The sequence below is a fragment of the Dactylosporangium sp. NPDC051541 genome (assembly GCF_044454505.1).
Classification (GTDB): domain Bacteria; phylum Actinomycetota; class Actinomycetes; order Mycobacteriales; family Micromonosporaceae; genus Dactylosporangium.
Genome location: NZ_JBITDU010000008.1, coordinates 137,281 through 151,177, shown reverse-complemented (window position 1 = coordinate 151,177; position 13,897 = coordinate 137,281). Strand labels below are relative to the sequence as shown.

9 protein-coding genes are annotated in these 13,897 nt (G+C 72.7%); 5 read left to right on the top strand and 4 right to left on the bottom strand.

The window, feature by feature from the left end:
• The first annotated feature begins 83 nt into the window (after positions 1–83).
• On the top strand, positions 84–1,133 hold the full coding sequence (locus ACIA8L_RS32445) for an RNA ligase RtcB family protein (RefSeq protein ID WP_395910403.1): 1,050 nt from the start codon (positions 84–86) through the stop codon (positions 1,131–1,133).
• Positions 1,130–1,738 carry a peptide chain release factor H gene (gene prfH / locus ACIA8L_RS32440; protein ID WP_395910402.1) on the top strand — a complete coding sequence of 203 codons (609 nt, stop codon included), beginning with the start codon at positions 1,130–1,132 and terminating at the stop codon, positions 1,736–1,738. Before ACIA8L_RS32445 ends, prfH begins: the two co-directional genes overlap by 4 nt.
• On the opposite strand, the gene ACIA8L_RS32435 is transcribed toward prfH, so the two are convergent.
• A complete protein-coding gene (locus ACIA8L_RS32435; protein ID WP_395910401.1) occupies positions 1,735–2,403 on the bottom strand; it encodes a response regulator in 669 nt (222 codons plus the stop codon). The genes prfH and ACIA8L_RS32435 overlap by 4 nt on opposite strands.
• The gene (locus tag ACIA8L_RS32430) at positions 2,403–3,521 is read right to left on the bottom strand and encodes a sensor histidine kinase (RefSeq protein ID WP_395910400.1); all 1,119 of its coding nucleotides are present in this window, start codon (positions 3,519–3,521) and stop codon (positions 2,403–2,405) included. Before ACIA8L_RS32430 ends, ACIA8L_RS32435 begins: the two co-directional genes overlap by 1 nt.
• Positions 3,522–3,661: 140 nt before the next feature.
• Here ACIA8L_RS32430 and ACIA8L_RS32425 point away from each other — a divergent pair, with 140 nt between their 5' ends.
• From ACIA8L_RS32425 to ACIA8L_RS32415, 3 genes are all read left to right on the top strand, one after another.
• Positions 3,662–4,264, top strand: coding sequence for a hypothetical protein (locus ACIA8L_RS32425; protein WP_395910399.1), 603 nt, complete (start codon positions 3,662–3,664; stop codon positions 4,262–4,264).
• On the top strand, positions 4,261–4,701 hold the full coding sequence (locus ACIA8L_RS32420) for a hypothetical protein (RefSeq protein ID WP_395910398.1): 441 nt from the start codon (positions 4,261–4,263) through the stop codon (positions 4,699–4,701). Before ACIA8L_RS32425 ends, ACIA8L_RS32420 begins: the two co-directional genes overlap by 4 nt.
• 163 nt (positions 4,702–4,864) lie before the next feature.
• Positions 4,865–6,550 (top strand): methyl-accepting chemotaxis protein, encoded by a 1,686-nt coding sequence (locus ACIA8L_RS32415; protein WP_395910397.1) that lies wholly within the window; start codon positions 4,865–4,867, stop codon positions 6,548–6,550.
• 13 nt (positions 6,551–6,563) lie between these two features.
• Here ACIA8L_RS32415 and ACIA8L_RS32410 read toward each other — a convergent pair whose 3' ends face one another.
• Both ACIA8L_RS32410 and ACIA8L_RS32405 read right to left on the bottom strand, forming a co-directional pair.
• The gene (locus ACIA8L_RS32410) at positions 6,564–7,664 is read right to left on the bottom strand and encodes a M12 family metallopeptidase (protein WP_395910396.1); all 1,101 of its coding nucleotides are present in this window, start codon (positions 7,662–7,664) and stop codon (positions 6,564–6,566) included.
• Positions 7,665–7,703: 39 nt separating this feature from the next.
• Complete coding sequence (locus ACIA8L_RS32405; protein WP_395910395.1) at positions 7,704–13,895, bottom strand: RHS repeat-associated core domain-containing protein; 6,192 nt, start codon at positions 13,893–13,895, stop codon at positions 7,704–7,706.
• Between the last annotated feature and the right edge of the window lie 2 nt (positions 13,896–13,897).

The window sequence follows — 13,897 nt, the reverse complement described above, 5'->3', positions numbered from 1 at the left end:
CCGCTGGGCATCCTGGACGCATGACGTACTGACGGGCTTGAGACGGGTCTGCTTCCCTGCTCTCCTTCGAAGGATGCTTCCTTTTGCCTGCCAGTGTCTCCGTCTTCGCGTCCCCCAACAGCTGGATCGAGTCCGACGCCGTCGCGCAGTGCCACCAGGTGGCCGCGCTCGACGGCATGCGGCACGTCGCCGGCATGCCCGATCTGCACCCCGGCAAGGGCGCACCGATCGGCGCGGCGATGCTCTCGACCGTGCTGTATCCGCTCCTCGTCGGCTCCGACATCGGCTGCGGCATCGCCGTGTTCCCGATCGCCCTGAAGAAGGTCGTGCCCGAGCGGCTCGCCGCCCGGTTCCCCGACCTCGACGTCCCGGTCGGGCCCGACGGTCTCGGCACGGTCGGGCGCGGCAACCACTTCGTCGAGCTCGCCCGGGTCGACTCCATTGTGGACGCCGCCCATGCCTCGCGGCTCGGCCTGGCCGCCGGTGACCTCGTGCTCATCGTCCACAGTGGATCGCGGGGGCTCGGCGAGCGGATCCTGCGGGCCCACACCGAGCTCCACGGAGCCGGACCGGCCCCCGACCCGGCCGCCTACCTCGCCGCACACGACGAGGCCGTCCGCTGGGGCTCGCGCAACCGGCGGCTGCTCGCCGAGCGGGTCGCCGACGCGCTCGGCGCTCAGCCCACCGAGCCCGTCATCGACCAGTGCCACAACCTGGCCGAGGTCGTCGACGGCGCCTACCTGCACCGCAAGGGCGCGGCCCCCGGCGACGGGCGCGATGTGCTGATCGCCGGCACCCGCGGTACCCCCTCCTATGTCGTCGCCGCCCACTCCGGGCCCGACGCCGGGTGGTCCGTAGCCCACGGTGCCGGCCGGAAGATGTCCCGGGCCGACGCCCTGCGCCGGGGCAAGGCCAAGCACACCGTGGAGGAGCTGCGCCGCACCCCGGTCGGCTCGCTCGTCGTGTGCGGCGACCGGCAGCTGCTGTTCGAGGAGGCCCCGACCGCCTACAAGAAGATCGAGCAGGTGATCGCCGACCTCACCGCGCACGACCTCGCCACCCCGGTCGCCGTCACCGTCCCGGTCGTCACCTACAAGACCGCCGACCACGACCGCAAGCGGGCCCGCGTATGACCGTCCATCTCCTGCTCTCGGCCGGCCGCGGCCCGCTCGAATGCTCCTGGGCCGTTGCCAAGCTGGTCTCGCGGCTCACCGCGGACGCGGCCCGGCACCGGGTCGGCGTGGCCGTCGCGGAGCGCGTGCCCGGCGACCGCCCGGGCACGCTGCGGTCCGTGATCCTCGCGCTGAGCGGCGCCGCCGAGGTGGCGTTCGCCGCGACGTGGACGGGCACGCTGTGCTGGCAGGCGCCGAGCCCGTACCGGCCGAACCACGGCCGCAAGAACTGGTACGTCATCGGGCAGCGCTGCACCCTCGACGCGCCCCGCACGGTGTTCGACGAGTCCGACGTCGCGCTCGTACCCTGCCGCACCGGCGGCCCGGGCGGCCAGCACCGCAACAAGGTCAGCACCGCCGTCCGCGCCACCCACCGCCCGACCGGCCTCGTCATCGTGGTCGACACCGAACGGCACTTCGGCCTCAACCGGCGCCTGGCGCTGCAGCAGCTGCGGGCGCGGCTGGAGCGCGGCGACCGCACCGCCGCCCAGACCCTGACCACCGCCCGCTGGCACATCCACGACGAACTCGTCCGCGGCGACCCGACCCGCACCGAACGGCCCTAGCCCGTGCCGCTGTCCGGCGCGACCAGGCCGTGCTCGTAGGCGTAGATCACGACCTGGACCCGGTCGCGCAGGTGCAGCTTCATCAGCACCCGCGCGACATGGGTCTTCACGGTGGCGTCACCGAGCCGCAGGCCCGCGGCGATCTCCGTGTTGGACAGGCCGCGGGCCAGCATGTGCAGGACCTCGGCCTCCCGCTGCGTCAGCTCGGTGAGGTCGGGCCGGCGGGTCGCGGCGCGCCCGGCCAGCGTCGTGAACATCTGAATGACGTGCCGGGTGACCAGCGGATCGAGCAGCGCGTCACCGCCGGCCGCGACCCGGATCGCGTCGAGCAGTCGCTCCGGCGGCGCGACCTTGAGCAGAAACCCGCTCGCGCCCAGCCGCAGCGCCTCGCACAGGGCGTCGGGCTCGTTGAAGGTCGTCAGGACCACGACCTTCACGCCGGGATCGGCCGCGAGGAGCTGCCGCATCGCGGCCAGGCCGCCCATGCGGGGCATCCGCACGTCCATGAGGACGACGTCCGGGCGCAGCGCGGTGGTCTGCGCGACGGCCTGCAGACCGTCGCCCGCCTCGCCGACGATCTCGATGTCCGGCTCGGCCTCCAGCACCATCCGCAGGCCGGCGCGGATCATCGCCTCGTCGTCGGCGAGCAGCACCCGGATGGCCATCAACCCGGCCGATCCAGCGGAAACGTCGCCCGTACGGCGAACCCGCGGTCGCGGTCGGGGCCGGCGTGGACGGTCCCGCCGTAGACCGCCGCGCGCTCGCGCATGCCGGCCAGACCGTGACCGTCGCCCGAGCCGTCGGCCTCGGGTCCGGCGCCGTCGTCGCGCACCGAGACGCACAGCTCGTCCTCGCGATACGCGACCTCGATCGTGACCCGGGCCGGTCCGGCGTGCTTCAGCGTGTTGGTCAGCGCCTCCTGGACGATCCGGTAGGCGACCGTCTCCAGCCCGGCGGCGAGCGGCCGCGCCGCACCGGCGATGCGGATCGACACCGGGACCCCGGCCGCCCGCGGGCCGGCGGCGAGCCGCTCCAGGTCGGTGAGCCGGTGCCCCGGTGCCGCCGGGACGCGCAGCACGCCGACCGCGCGGTGGAGCTCCTCGACCGCCTCCCGGCCCAGCCGCTCCACGCCGAGCAGCACATCGCGCTCCGCCGAGCGGTCCGGCAGCCGATCGAGCCGCCGGCGGACCCCGGCCGCCTGGACGGTCATGACACTGACGATGCGCGCGACCGCGTCGTGCAGATCCCGGGCGATCCGGGCGCGCTCCAAGTCGACCTCCTCCCGGGCCCGGGCCTCCCGCTCGCCGGCCAGCTCGGCCGCGAGCGTCGTCAACCGGCGATTCCGTTCCGTCTCCCGGCGGATGAGCCGCCCCACCACCCACGCGAGCGAGCAGCTGAGCAACACCATCGCGTCCCACGGCCGCCGGCCGAGCAGCGGGACGACCATGAGCGCGGCGACGGCCACGATCACGGCGGCGCCGCTCAGCCGGTCGGCGACCAGCTGACCGACCGCGCCGAGCGCGACCAGCTGGCCGATCATGACAGCCGCGGTCAGGGCGCCACCGTCCGCGAGCGACAGCATGACCGCGACGACGGCCGTGAACACCGCCAGGCAGGCGAGCGGGAACTGCGATCGGAACAGCATCGCGGCCGTGCCCGCGAGGATGGCCATGGCCGCCGGTCCGGGGCGGTCCACCGCAAGGTGGTGCCCGCCGACCTCCAGCAGCCCGACGGCCAGGAGCACGACCGCGAACACCGCGTCCAGCGGGCGTGGCCATCGCACAGGCCGACAGTACCGGCCGGGCGATCCACCGTCGTCAACAGATCGGATGAGCCGGCGGCTCGGGCGGTCCACCGATCTGTGGACGGGCGGACCGCCGGCGGACGGACGACACGGCGGGGCCGCGCCCCGAATCTGGAGCGGTGAAGTCATCGAACCTGCGGGCCCGCGGCGCCGTGGTGGCGCTCGGCGGGATCATCTGGGGCACGGCGTTCCTGCTCGCCCCGTCCCGGCCCGGCCACAACAGCCAGGTCGAGATCTGGGCCGGCGGCGTCTTCCAGCTCGGTGTGCTGGTGCTGCTGGCCACCATCTGGTCCACCGCCGCGGCCGGCTCCGGGCGGGCGGCCCGGTGGGTCGTGGCCGGCGAGGTGATCCTGATGCTCCTCGCCGTGGCCTGGACGGTGCCCTACCTGTTCGACGCGAACCGGCCGGGCACCGGGGTGCTCGCCGTCCTCGACGCGTGCTGGCCGCTGAGCATGGCCGGACTCATCGCGGTCGGCGTGCTCGTCGCCCGCGCGGGACGGTGGCCGGCTCCACTGCGCCACCTGCCGCTCGCCGCGAGCCTGCTGATACCCGTCGACCTGGCGATCAGCTGGGCTCCGACGGGCGTGCGCACCACGGTCACAGGGCTGTACCTCGCCGTGGCCTATGGACTGCTCGGCCTCGCGATGATCCGCGCGGCCGCCGTCCTGAGCACCACCGATCGATCCGTGTTCGCTGTTCCGAACCAGGGGGAGACATCATGACCATCGGCGTGTTCCAATCCGTCAACCAGCTGCCGCCGACGTTGCTGGCGGGCACCCTCGAGGCCGCGATCCTCGACCCCGGCGGCAACCCGCCCCAGGTCATCAAGGCCGGCGACAACTGGCAGGTCGAGGTCAAGTGGAAGCTGACCGGCCTGCTCGTGCCGATGCTCGCCGGCGACTGGAACCTGCAGCTCAACATCGATCAGCTCGGCGGGACGAACGACCAGCAATGGCCGGCGACCCCCATCGTGGTGAGCCTGACCCCGGCCAACGGCACCTACGTCCAGGCCGTCAACGGGCCGCTCAACCTGATCGCGGCCCCCGGTGCCCACACGTTCCATGTGGTGGTGACGCTGACCTACACCACCGCGGCCGGCACACCGGGTCTGCTGGCCGGCTTCGTCGACTGCGGGATCATCCAGGTGTTCGTCGCGTGATCGTCGCCCGGAGCCGTGGTGCGCCGCGGGCCACGGCTCCGGGCGGTGGCCAACGGTCAGACGTATCGCCGGGGGAACACCGCTAAAGCCCGGCGCTTCGCGGCCGATGGGACGGTTACCGGCTGTACCCAAGACAGCCTGGCTCGGATGGGACGGAACCGGCATGACCGTGAACTCGACGCCGCAGCAGCGGTCCGGACCTACCTCGCCGGGCCCTGTCGAGGTGACCGTCCGGCGTAGTGCGATCGCCGCGTTCATCGCCGACCGGCCCGTCGGCGTGAAGAACCTCATCGGCGTGGCGCTGGTGGCGCTGGTCGCCATCGGGGTCGGGGTGCTGTCGATCGTCAGCATGGGGCGGATCAACAACCGGCTCGACAACCTCAAGTCCGAGCACCTCGAGAGCGTGCAGCAGCTGGTCGTGATCCGGCAGGGGGTCTCGGAGAACTACCGGGCCCAGTCGCTGTTCGCCTGGGCGGCCTACGACCCGACGCTCGGGCCCCGGGCCAAGGACGCCCGCACCAACGGTGACACGCTGGTCAGCGGGGCCATCAAGGCGTACCAGGACCGCACCGTCGACTCGCCGACCCGCGCGGCCGCCCTCGCCAAGTTCGCGAAGGCCTGGGCCGACTACAGCAACCTGCGCAACGTCGTCGTGTTCCAGGAGCAGCCGGCCGCCGGCACCACCGTCACCGCCGACGCGGCCGAGCGCAACACGCTGTGGCAGGGGCTCGAGAAGCAGATGAACGACTCGCTGTCGCAGCTGCAGCAGCTGGAGGGCACCGAGGCCGCGACCGAGGCGGCGGCCGGCGTGAGCGCCTACCACACGGCCCGCAACTGGACCATCGGTTCGCTGATCGTGGGCCTGGCGGTGGCGTTGTTCGTGGTCGGCCTCATCAGCCGGCGCACCAACCGGCAGCTGCGGACCGTCTCCGAGACCCTGCGCCGCACCGCCGAGGGAGACCTGACCATGCGGGCGGACGTGCTGTCCCGGGACGAGTTGGGCGCGATGGCCGCCGCCGTCAATCAGGCCAATACCGGCATCGGTCGTACTGTGGAGACGCTGACCACCGCCGCCCGCACCCTGGGCGAGAGCACCCACCGCCTTACCGGGGTCACCGCGCGGATCGGTGACAGTGCCCAGGCCGCCGCGGCCCGGGCGAACGTCGTCGCCGGTGACGCGGGCACGGTCTCCAACAACGTGCAGACCCTCGCTGCGGGCGCGGACGAGATGGGCGCGTCGATCCGGGAGATCGCGCAGAACGCCAACGACGCCGCCCGGGTCGCCTCGGAGGCGGTGGGGGTGGCGGAGCAGACGAACCAGACGGTGTCGAAGCTGGGTGACTCCAGCACCGAGATCGGCAACGTGGTGAAGGTGATCACGTCGATCGCGGAGCAGACGAACCTTCTGGCGTTGAACGCCACCATCGAGGCCGCCCGCGCCGGCGCGGCCGGCAAGGGCTTCGCGGTCGTCGCCAGCGAGGTGAAGGACCTGGCCCAGGAGACCGCCCGGGCGACGGAGGACATCTCCCGCCGGGTGGAGGCGATCCAGGCCGACACCCACAACGCGGTCGCGGCGATCGGTGAGATCAGTCAGATCATCGCCCGGATCAACGACTACCAGCTGACGATCGCCTCCGCGGTGGAGGAGCAGACGGCGACGACGGGCGAGATGAGCCGCAGCGTCGGCGACGCCGCCCACGGCGCGACGAGCATCGCCGGCAACATCTCCGGCGTCGCCGACGCGGCCCAGACCACCACCTCGACCCTGGCCGAGGTCGACCAGACCGTCGCCGAACTGACCCGGGTGACCGGCGACCTGCAACAGGCCGTCGGCCGCTTCCGGGTCTGACGCGGCGCCCGCCTCACCAGTACATCAACGCGACCGTGCCCGAGGCCCAGGCCGAGTAGAGCCGGACCCGGACGATGTAACGGCGGCCCTGGAACAGCTTCACCGCGATCCGGGCGTTGCGGTCCTGGCCGCCGTCATCGTCGCCGGCCACCTGCCGCAGGTCGCCGGCAATGTCCTCGAAGAGCACGACCACGGTGTCGGCGGCGCCGAACACCCCGATCTGATAGTCGCGCGACGCCGGCGGCGTGAGCTCGAAGTCGGCCTGCTGGCCGGGGTCGAGGTTCAGCGCCGCCGACTCGAACGGCACCAGGGTCGGCGGCGCGGCCGGCCCGATCCGCGGGTACCACTGGCGGACGAACTCGGTGTCGAGGACCGAGATGGTCCCGGGCGGGACCAGGCCGTCACGGTACTGCTCCGGCTGGACGATCAGGCCCGGCGGGAACGCGTACTCCATGATGGACAGGCCGTCCCAGACCGAGCCGTGCACCTGGGCCGGGTCGAGCTTGCGGATGACGTTGTTGAAGGTCTTGACCCGGTCCCAGGAGTTCGGCGGCCCGGCGAAGTACTCGTAGACGCGGGGCTCGTCCCACTCGATCCCCGACAGCGGGCTCTGGTGCTCGTGCGGCATGCCGAGGACGTGGCCGAGCTCGTGCAGGGCGGTCGAGCGGCCGTGCGGCGTGGTCAGGTCCCAGCCGTAGTTGGTGGTGCGCTGGTTCACGCCGTAGCTGAGCACGCCGCGGCCCACCGCCGACCAGGACCCGGCGCGCTGCTGGAAACCGATCCGGATCTCCGCCTCGGACCGGTCCGTCACCTCCTTGAACTCGACCCCGATGCCGAGGTCCTTCCACGCGGTGAACGCGGCCCGCACCGCGTCGAGCTGCTCGGGCTTGCCGACCCAGGAGGTGACGGTCGTGCTGCCGTCGGGCAGGGTGAGCGCCGACTCGTCGGTGTCCTGGTCGAAGAAGTAGTAGTGCAGCACAGTACCGTTGACCCACATCGCCCCGCCGACGATGAGCGCATCGGCCCGGTCGGCGTCGAGCCCGGCCGGCACGACCGGCGGCGGCTGCGGCGGTAAAGCACAGTAGAGGGGAGCGTAGTCGACGTCGTTGTCCATACCTGTCCAGATGCGCGACCCGCCCTCCTGATACACGGGTCATTCTCCCGGCGGACCCAGGCAGACCCCGATCAAGCCGCCGCAGAACCCGTACCGCACGACGCCGGTCTCGGAGCGGCCCACGGCCAGGCCCAGCGGTGCGCTCGCGCCGACTCCGGCCGAGTATGCGATGACCTTGCCGTCCGTCGCGAGGGTCGCACCGGCTTCGCCACCGTCGACGGTCGCGAAGTAGAAGGGGCCGCTCAGGCCCTCGGCCGTTTCGGCGGTCGAGACCTGGTAGCCCAGGCCGGCCCCGAACAGTCCGCCGAAGATCGACCCTTTGTCGGCCTTGGTCGCCTCGATGAACATGCCGTCCTTGTCCATGCCGACGCAGATCTCGGCGCTCCAGCCCCAGGCCGCGGCCACCCCTCCGACATTGCCGCAACCGGCTACGGTGCCGCGGCCGGCGATCTGCATGGCCGCGCAGCTGAGCCCCGTCCACCATGGGCAGCCGGCGCCCTTGTCCTTGTCCTGGTCCGGTCCACGGGCCGGTCCGCGCAGTGCCTGGCCGGCGGCGCAGGCGAGGCTGCCCCACCCGCCGCAGCCCGAGGTGTGGCTGTTCACGATCACCGGCATCGGCTTCGGCGCCGGCTTCGTGACCCGCTCGCGGTCCTCGCCCGTGCGGCGGTTGAACGTGTTCAGGTCGCGGTGGAACTTGGTCCAGTACGCCTGCCGTTTCGCCTCGGCCCGGACCACCTCGTCGAGGCGGCGCTGGCCGGCGGCGGTCTTGAGCTGGCTGGCGCACGGGCCGCTGGGGTCCTCGATGCGCAGGCACGCGGTGAGACCGGACGCGTCGCTGGCGGTGACGGGGGTGTTGCCGGCGTAGGCGTAGCCCTGCCAGCTCTGCGGATCCTTGGCGTCGAAGACCGGGTCGGCGCTGATGAAACGGCCGAGCGCCGGGTCGTACTCGCGGGCGCCGAGGTGGGTCAGTCCGGTGTTGTCGACGGTACCGCCGACGAAGCCCTTGTCCATCGCCGGCGGCCAGGCTCCGCTGATCGTGCCGCGCGGCATCCCGTACGGGGTGAACCGCCGGACGGAGGCGGCCTGTGTGGTGGCGGCGACGGCGAGGGAGGCGGTGCCCTGGTGGTCGCCCGACAGCCAGGTCAGCCCGGCCCCGCCGCGGGTGGCGATGACGCCGCCGGCGTAGGAGTAGGAGCGGGTCGTCCTGGCCGTGCCGGTCGCGGTGGTGAAGCGGATCTCCTGGCCCGGCAGGTACAGGGTCTTGCCGTCCGGGTCTCTGCGCACGAGGCGGTTGCCGTCGGCGTCGTACAGGTACGCCGTCGAACCGGTCGAGTCGGCCAGCGTGGCCAGGTGGTCCTCGGCATCCCAGGTGAGGGTCTGCCCGGGCCGGCCGGCGGTGCGGCCGGCCGCGTCATAGGTGTAGGCGTCGGTGCCGGTGGTCGCGCCGGTGTAGGCGATCGAGGTGACCCCGTGCGGGCGCGGGCCCGCGGCCGCCGGGTAGGTGTAGGTGGCCGTCGTGTTCGTCGTGGCGTGGCCGGTCTGGGTGAGCCGATCGCCGGCGGCGTCGAACGTCCACGACTGCCAGTACCGGGCCGGTCCGCCCAGGCTGTCCACGGTCCGCGCGGCGGCGCAGTCGCCCGACTCCGGCGTCCACGCCTCGGTGAGCCGCCGCCGGCCGTCGTAGCCGAAGCACTGGGTGTCGCGGGACACGGTGTCGGCCAGCCGGGTGACGTCGCCGGCGTCGGAGTAGCTGTACACGAGGTCGGCGTAGATCGTGGCCGGTTGCACGGCGGTGCTGGTCTTGATCTCGTGGAGCCGCCGGGTGTCGGTCTCGTAGTAGTCGCCGATCTGGACGATGCCCCCGCTGTTGTTGCGCAGGGTGACGACGTTGGTCTCCCCATAGTTCGTGTAGCCGGTGGACGTGACGAGCGTGCCGCCGAGGTTCGTCGACAGGGTGGTCGGCCGGCCGAGCGCGTTGTAGCCGAACGTGAGGTTCTCGGTGCCGAGATCGGCGGCGGCCGGCGTCCGGGTCGACGCCGGGGAGCCGTCCGCGTTGTAGGTGTAGACGTAGGTGAAGCTGGTCGCGCCGAAGCCGGTCTCGCCGGGCGGCAGGCCGTAGCGGACGCTGGTCGGCTGCTTGGCCGGGTTGTAGCCGAGCACCTCGTAGGTGTACGCGTTGCCGGACCCGTCGTAGCGGATCGACTTGCTCAGCAGGCCCGTGCCGGCGGTGACGGTGTCGTACACCCATTCCGCGCGCTTGGACCCGGTGGCCGATCCGTTGCGGAGGCTGGTCTTGCGGCCGAGCGCGTCGTAGGTGTAGGCGAGGGTGTCGCCGGCCCGGGTTTCGCTGACGACCCGGCCGGCGTCGTCGTAGCCGCGGGTGGTGCGGCCCTTGTCGGGGTCGTCGATCTGGGTCTGGCGGCCGCGCAGGTCGTATACGTATGACCAGCGGGTGCCACGCGGGTCGGTGACGCCGGTCAATTGGTCCTTGCGGTTGTACGTGTACGTGGTGGTGTCGAACGAGCCGGTCGGCGTGTTCGCGGCGAACTGCCGCAGCGCCACGGTGTGCCCGAGCGCGTCGGTGATCGTCGAGGTCGCGCTGCCGCCGGCCGGGGTGGTCACGTCGGTGCGGTCGCCGGTGTAGGCGGTCGTGGTGCGCCACCGCTCCACGTCGCGCGCCTTGAAGACGGAGGCGATCTCCCGCCCGGCGCCGTCGAAGACGCTCTCCGTCCAGGCCGGAATCTCTTCCGGTCCGGAGTAGTCCGGTGGCCGCGGCACGGAGACGTCGGTGCCGGGCGGTCCGGTCATCGGGTACGCCCTCGTGGTCTTCCAGGCGCGGCCGGCGCTGTCGTACAGGGTGTCGGTGACCACCCGGGCCCCGGCGACGGAGGCGTCGGCGACCTGGGTCTGGCGCGGGCGCAGCAGGCCGTCGTAGAGCACGACGCTCGTCACGTACCCGCCGGCGGCGTTGAGCGTGTTGGTGGTGATCGCGTTCGCGCCGCCGGTCCGCACGGTGTACGTGAACGTCGTCGACGCGGGCTGGCCGGCCGCGCGGCTCGCGCCCGGTTGCCACACGGCGGAGGTGCGGCCGAGCCCGTCGTAGGCGACGTCGGTGCGGCGCCCGTTGACGTCCACGGTGGAGACCGGCCGGCCCCGGGCCGGATCGAGCGTCGTGGTCGTGGTCCAGCCGAGCGCGTTGGTGGTCGTGGTCTGCGTGACGGGGCCGCCGGTGGCCGGGGTGAAGCCGGACGTGATGTGGTCGCCGTCCACGTCCCAGGCGTCGGTCACCCGGCCGTACAGGTCGTATCCGGTCCGGCTCACGGTGATGTACGTGGGGCCGGTGGCACTGTAGGTCCGCAGCTCCTGCGCCTCGGTGACGTCGCCCTTCGTCGGCGGGCCGCCGAACGGGCGGCCGTCGTAGGCGGTGCGGGTGTCGCCGATGACGTCGGCCTCGCCCAGGCCGCCGGCCTTCGCGGTCGCGCAGCCGGTGGCGAAGGTCTGGGTGCGGGCCACCGGGGCGGTCAGCCAGGTGCCGGCCGCGACGTCGGTGTTGCGGGCGTACGTGGTGATCGTGCAGGTCTCGTCGCCCCCGGCCGCGTCGTCGCCACGGTCGTCGACCTCGACGGTCATGCCGAACCCGTCGAACGAGGACCGGCTCGACGTGGTCCGGGTGCCCGCCGCGCGCCGCCCGCCGTCGGTGTCGAGGGTCGTGCGGGTGTGCGTGGCCTCGATGTCGGTGAAGCGGGCCTCCACCGTGCTCTGGTTGATGGTGCGGCTCGCGGTCGGGGCGGACCGCCACGGCTCGGACACGGTCGCGGACACTTCGGGCCCGCCGACACCGTTGAAGGTGATCGACATGCGGGTCAGGCCGGCGTACGCGTCCTCGTCGGCCACGGCCGGCGCGTCGACACCGGCGTCGGCGGTGCTGCCGTTGCGGTTGACGTCCACCGCCGGCTGCGTCACGGTGCGGCTGCCGCCGGGAAGATGGTCGCCGTGCATGCCGCGGAAGTACCGGGTCTCGGTGTAGGTCGGCGTCGTGCGGGCCGGGTCGCCCGTGCGGACCCGGACCGCCTCGTACCCGCGCCACACCGACCAGGTCTTGAACTGCGCCTTGGTCAGCCCGTCGTCGTCGGTGTAGTGCCAGGCCGGCGCGCCCACGTACTCGTAGGCGTGCACCACGTCCGGCGCGCCGCCGACGAGGTCGCCCTCGCGCGTCTCGGTCACCACGTACTTGTGGAAGAAGTCGTCGCGCGGTGTCGTCGATCCGGCGTCGAGCACCTTGACCGGGTAGCAGCGCAGCGTGTTGTTCTGCGGCGCCGACACGTCGGGCATGCGCGAGCCCGGGACGCAGTCGGGTTCGGAGTAGGCGACGCGGATCGCGCCGCCGCTCTCGGTGTCGATGCGGGCGATCCGCCACCAGTTCATCGGCAGCTTGCCGTCGGTGAGCGTGTCGACGCGGTTGCGCAGCTGCACGCCGGAGAACTGCGTGTCGGGCACGGTCGTCGCGGCGCCGGCCAGGCCGGTGTGCGAGATCCTGGCCAGCCACAGGCCGGCCCGGGTGCCGTCACCGGGGTCGGGGAACGTCTGGGTGAGGGTGTAGGCGTCGACGTCGCGGTAGCCGGGTGGTGCGGCGGCCGGGTCCCAGATCCTGGTGGTGACCGACGTCAGCCGTTTCGTGGTCCAGAACGTCGGTGAGCCGATCAGGCACGGTGCGGCCGTGCACTGCTGGTCCCAGGGGGTGTCGGGCCAGTTGACCCCGTCGTGGGTGCCGCAGTTCGCCGTCACGCACCGGTCGGCGACGGCGAAGGAGACCTGCACGGGGGCCGCGCCGGTGTCGGTGTCCCGCGTGCCGTAGCGGATGGTCTCGAGGTAACCCGCCCGGTCGTACGTCGCGAGGTCGGTGGTCGAGTTGTTGCGGGCGTAGGCGTTCGTCTCCTTGCGGTAGGAGTAGGACATGGTGTTGGCGTGGGTGTCCACGACCCGGTCGACGCTCCACTTGTAGGCCTGGACGCAGCTCGACGCGGCGAAGGTGGCCTGACGGCACGGCTCGCCGGTGTCGTTGCCGTAGACCGGTACGGTCAGTGTGGAGTTGGCCGCCGGGGTGGCGCCGAAGTGGTACTGGGTGCCGTCGGGCGTGACCACGAGCCACCACTCGCCGTCCTTGGCTCCGTTCCCGGCCCCGGTCTTGTGCAGCACCAGCGTGCCGTCGTCCCTGCGCAGATGCCAGCGGTCGGGGTTGGCGGCGTCCTTGAGGAGCTCGCCGGAGTGCCCGTCCAGTGCGAGCGTGGCGTTGTCGGTCTCGTAGCACAGGTCGCCGGTCCTGGTCGTGTTGTTGTGGCCGACGCCGTCCATGTCGTCGGAGCACGGCTTGTATCGGCGCTCGATGGCGCCGGGTGACCACTCGAAGCCCTCACCGATCCAGGACGGCTGGTTGTTGGTGGCGGCGTTGCGGCCGTCGACCGACTGCGAGGAGTACGACAGCGCGATGTCCGGCGCGGGCCCGCCCAGGGACGGCGGGACCTGGATCGGGTAGCTCCAGGAGAAGTCGCCGGCGTTGGCGCCCGCCGACCAGGTCGACGCCGGCGCGAGGGAGGTGGCCGCGAAGTCGCCGGAGCCGCCGGCCGGGCCCGCGCTCAGCGCCACGACCGCGCCGCCCTGTGGCACGGCGACCGCGGCCGAGATCCGTCCGGCCTTGACGTCGTTGGTGGACGTGAGCACGGTACCGTCGGTGCAGCCTTTGGCGGCCGGTGTCGTCAGCGCGCAGGCGGGCAGTCGCAGCAGCCGCAGCCGGTTCGTCCAGTCGGCGCCGTATCCGGTCGCGAACTTGGCGTAGTCGATGCTCACCCGGCCGGGCACCGTGGCGGCGGCGCTGTCGGCCCGGTCCAGCCGGATCAGGGTGCCGTGCACGCCCGCGGCGCCGGCCGCCTGCTGGTCGAGCACGGTGAGCCGCAGGCCGGGAGCCGCCGGCCCGATCGACTCGGCCCGGACGTCGGCGGCGGAGGCGGCCGGCCAGACGGGAGCGGCGCGGGCCGCCGTACGGGCCGCGGCCGCGACCGCCGGATCGGCGGGCCGGGACTGCGCCGCGAGGGGGACGCCCGGGATCGGCCGGTCGGTCTGCGTCGGCAGCAGGGCGGATGGCGGGGCGGCGGCCGCCGGCCGGGCCACCGCGGCCGGGGTCACCACGAGCGCGACGCACAGCAGCCGCACCGCAACGATCTTCAGAGTGGACACGA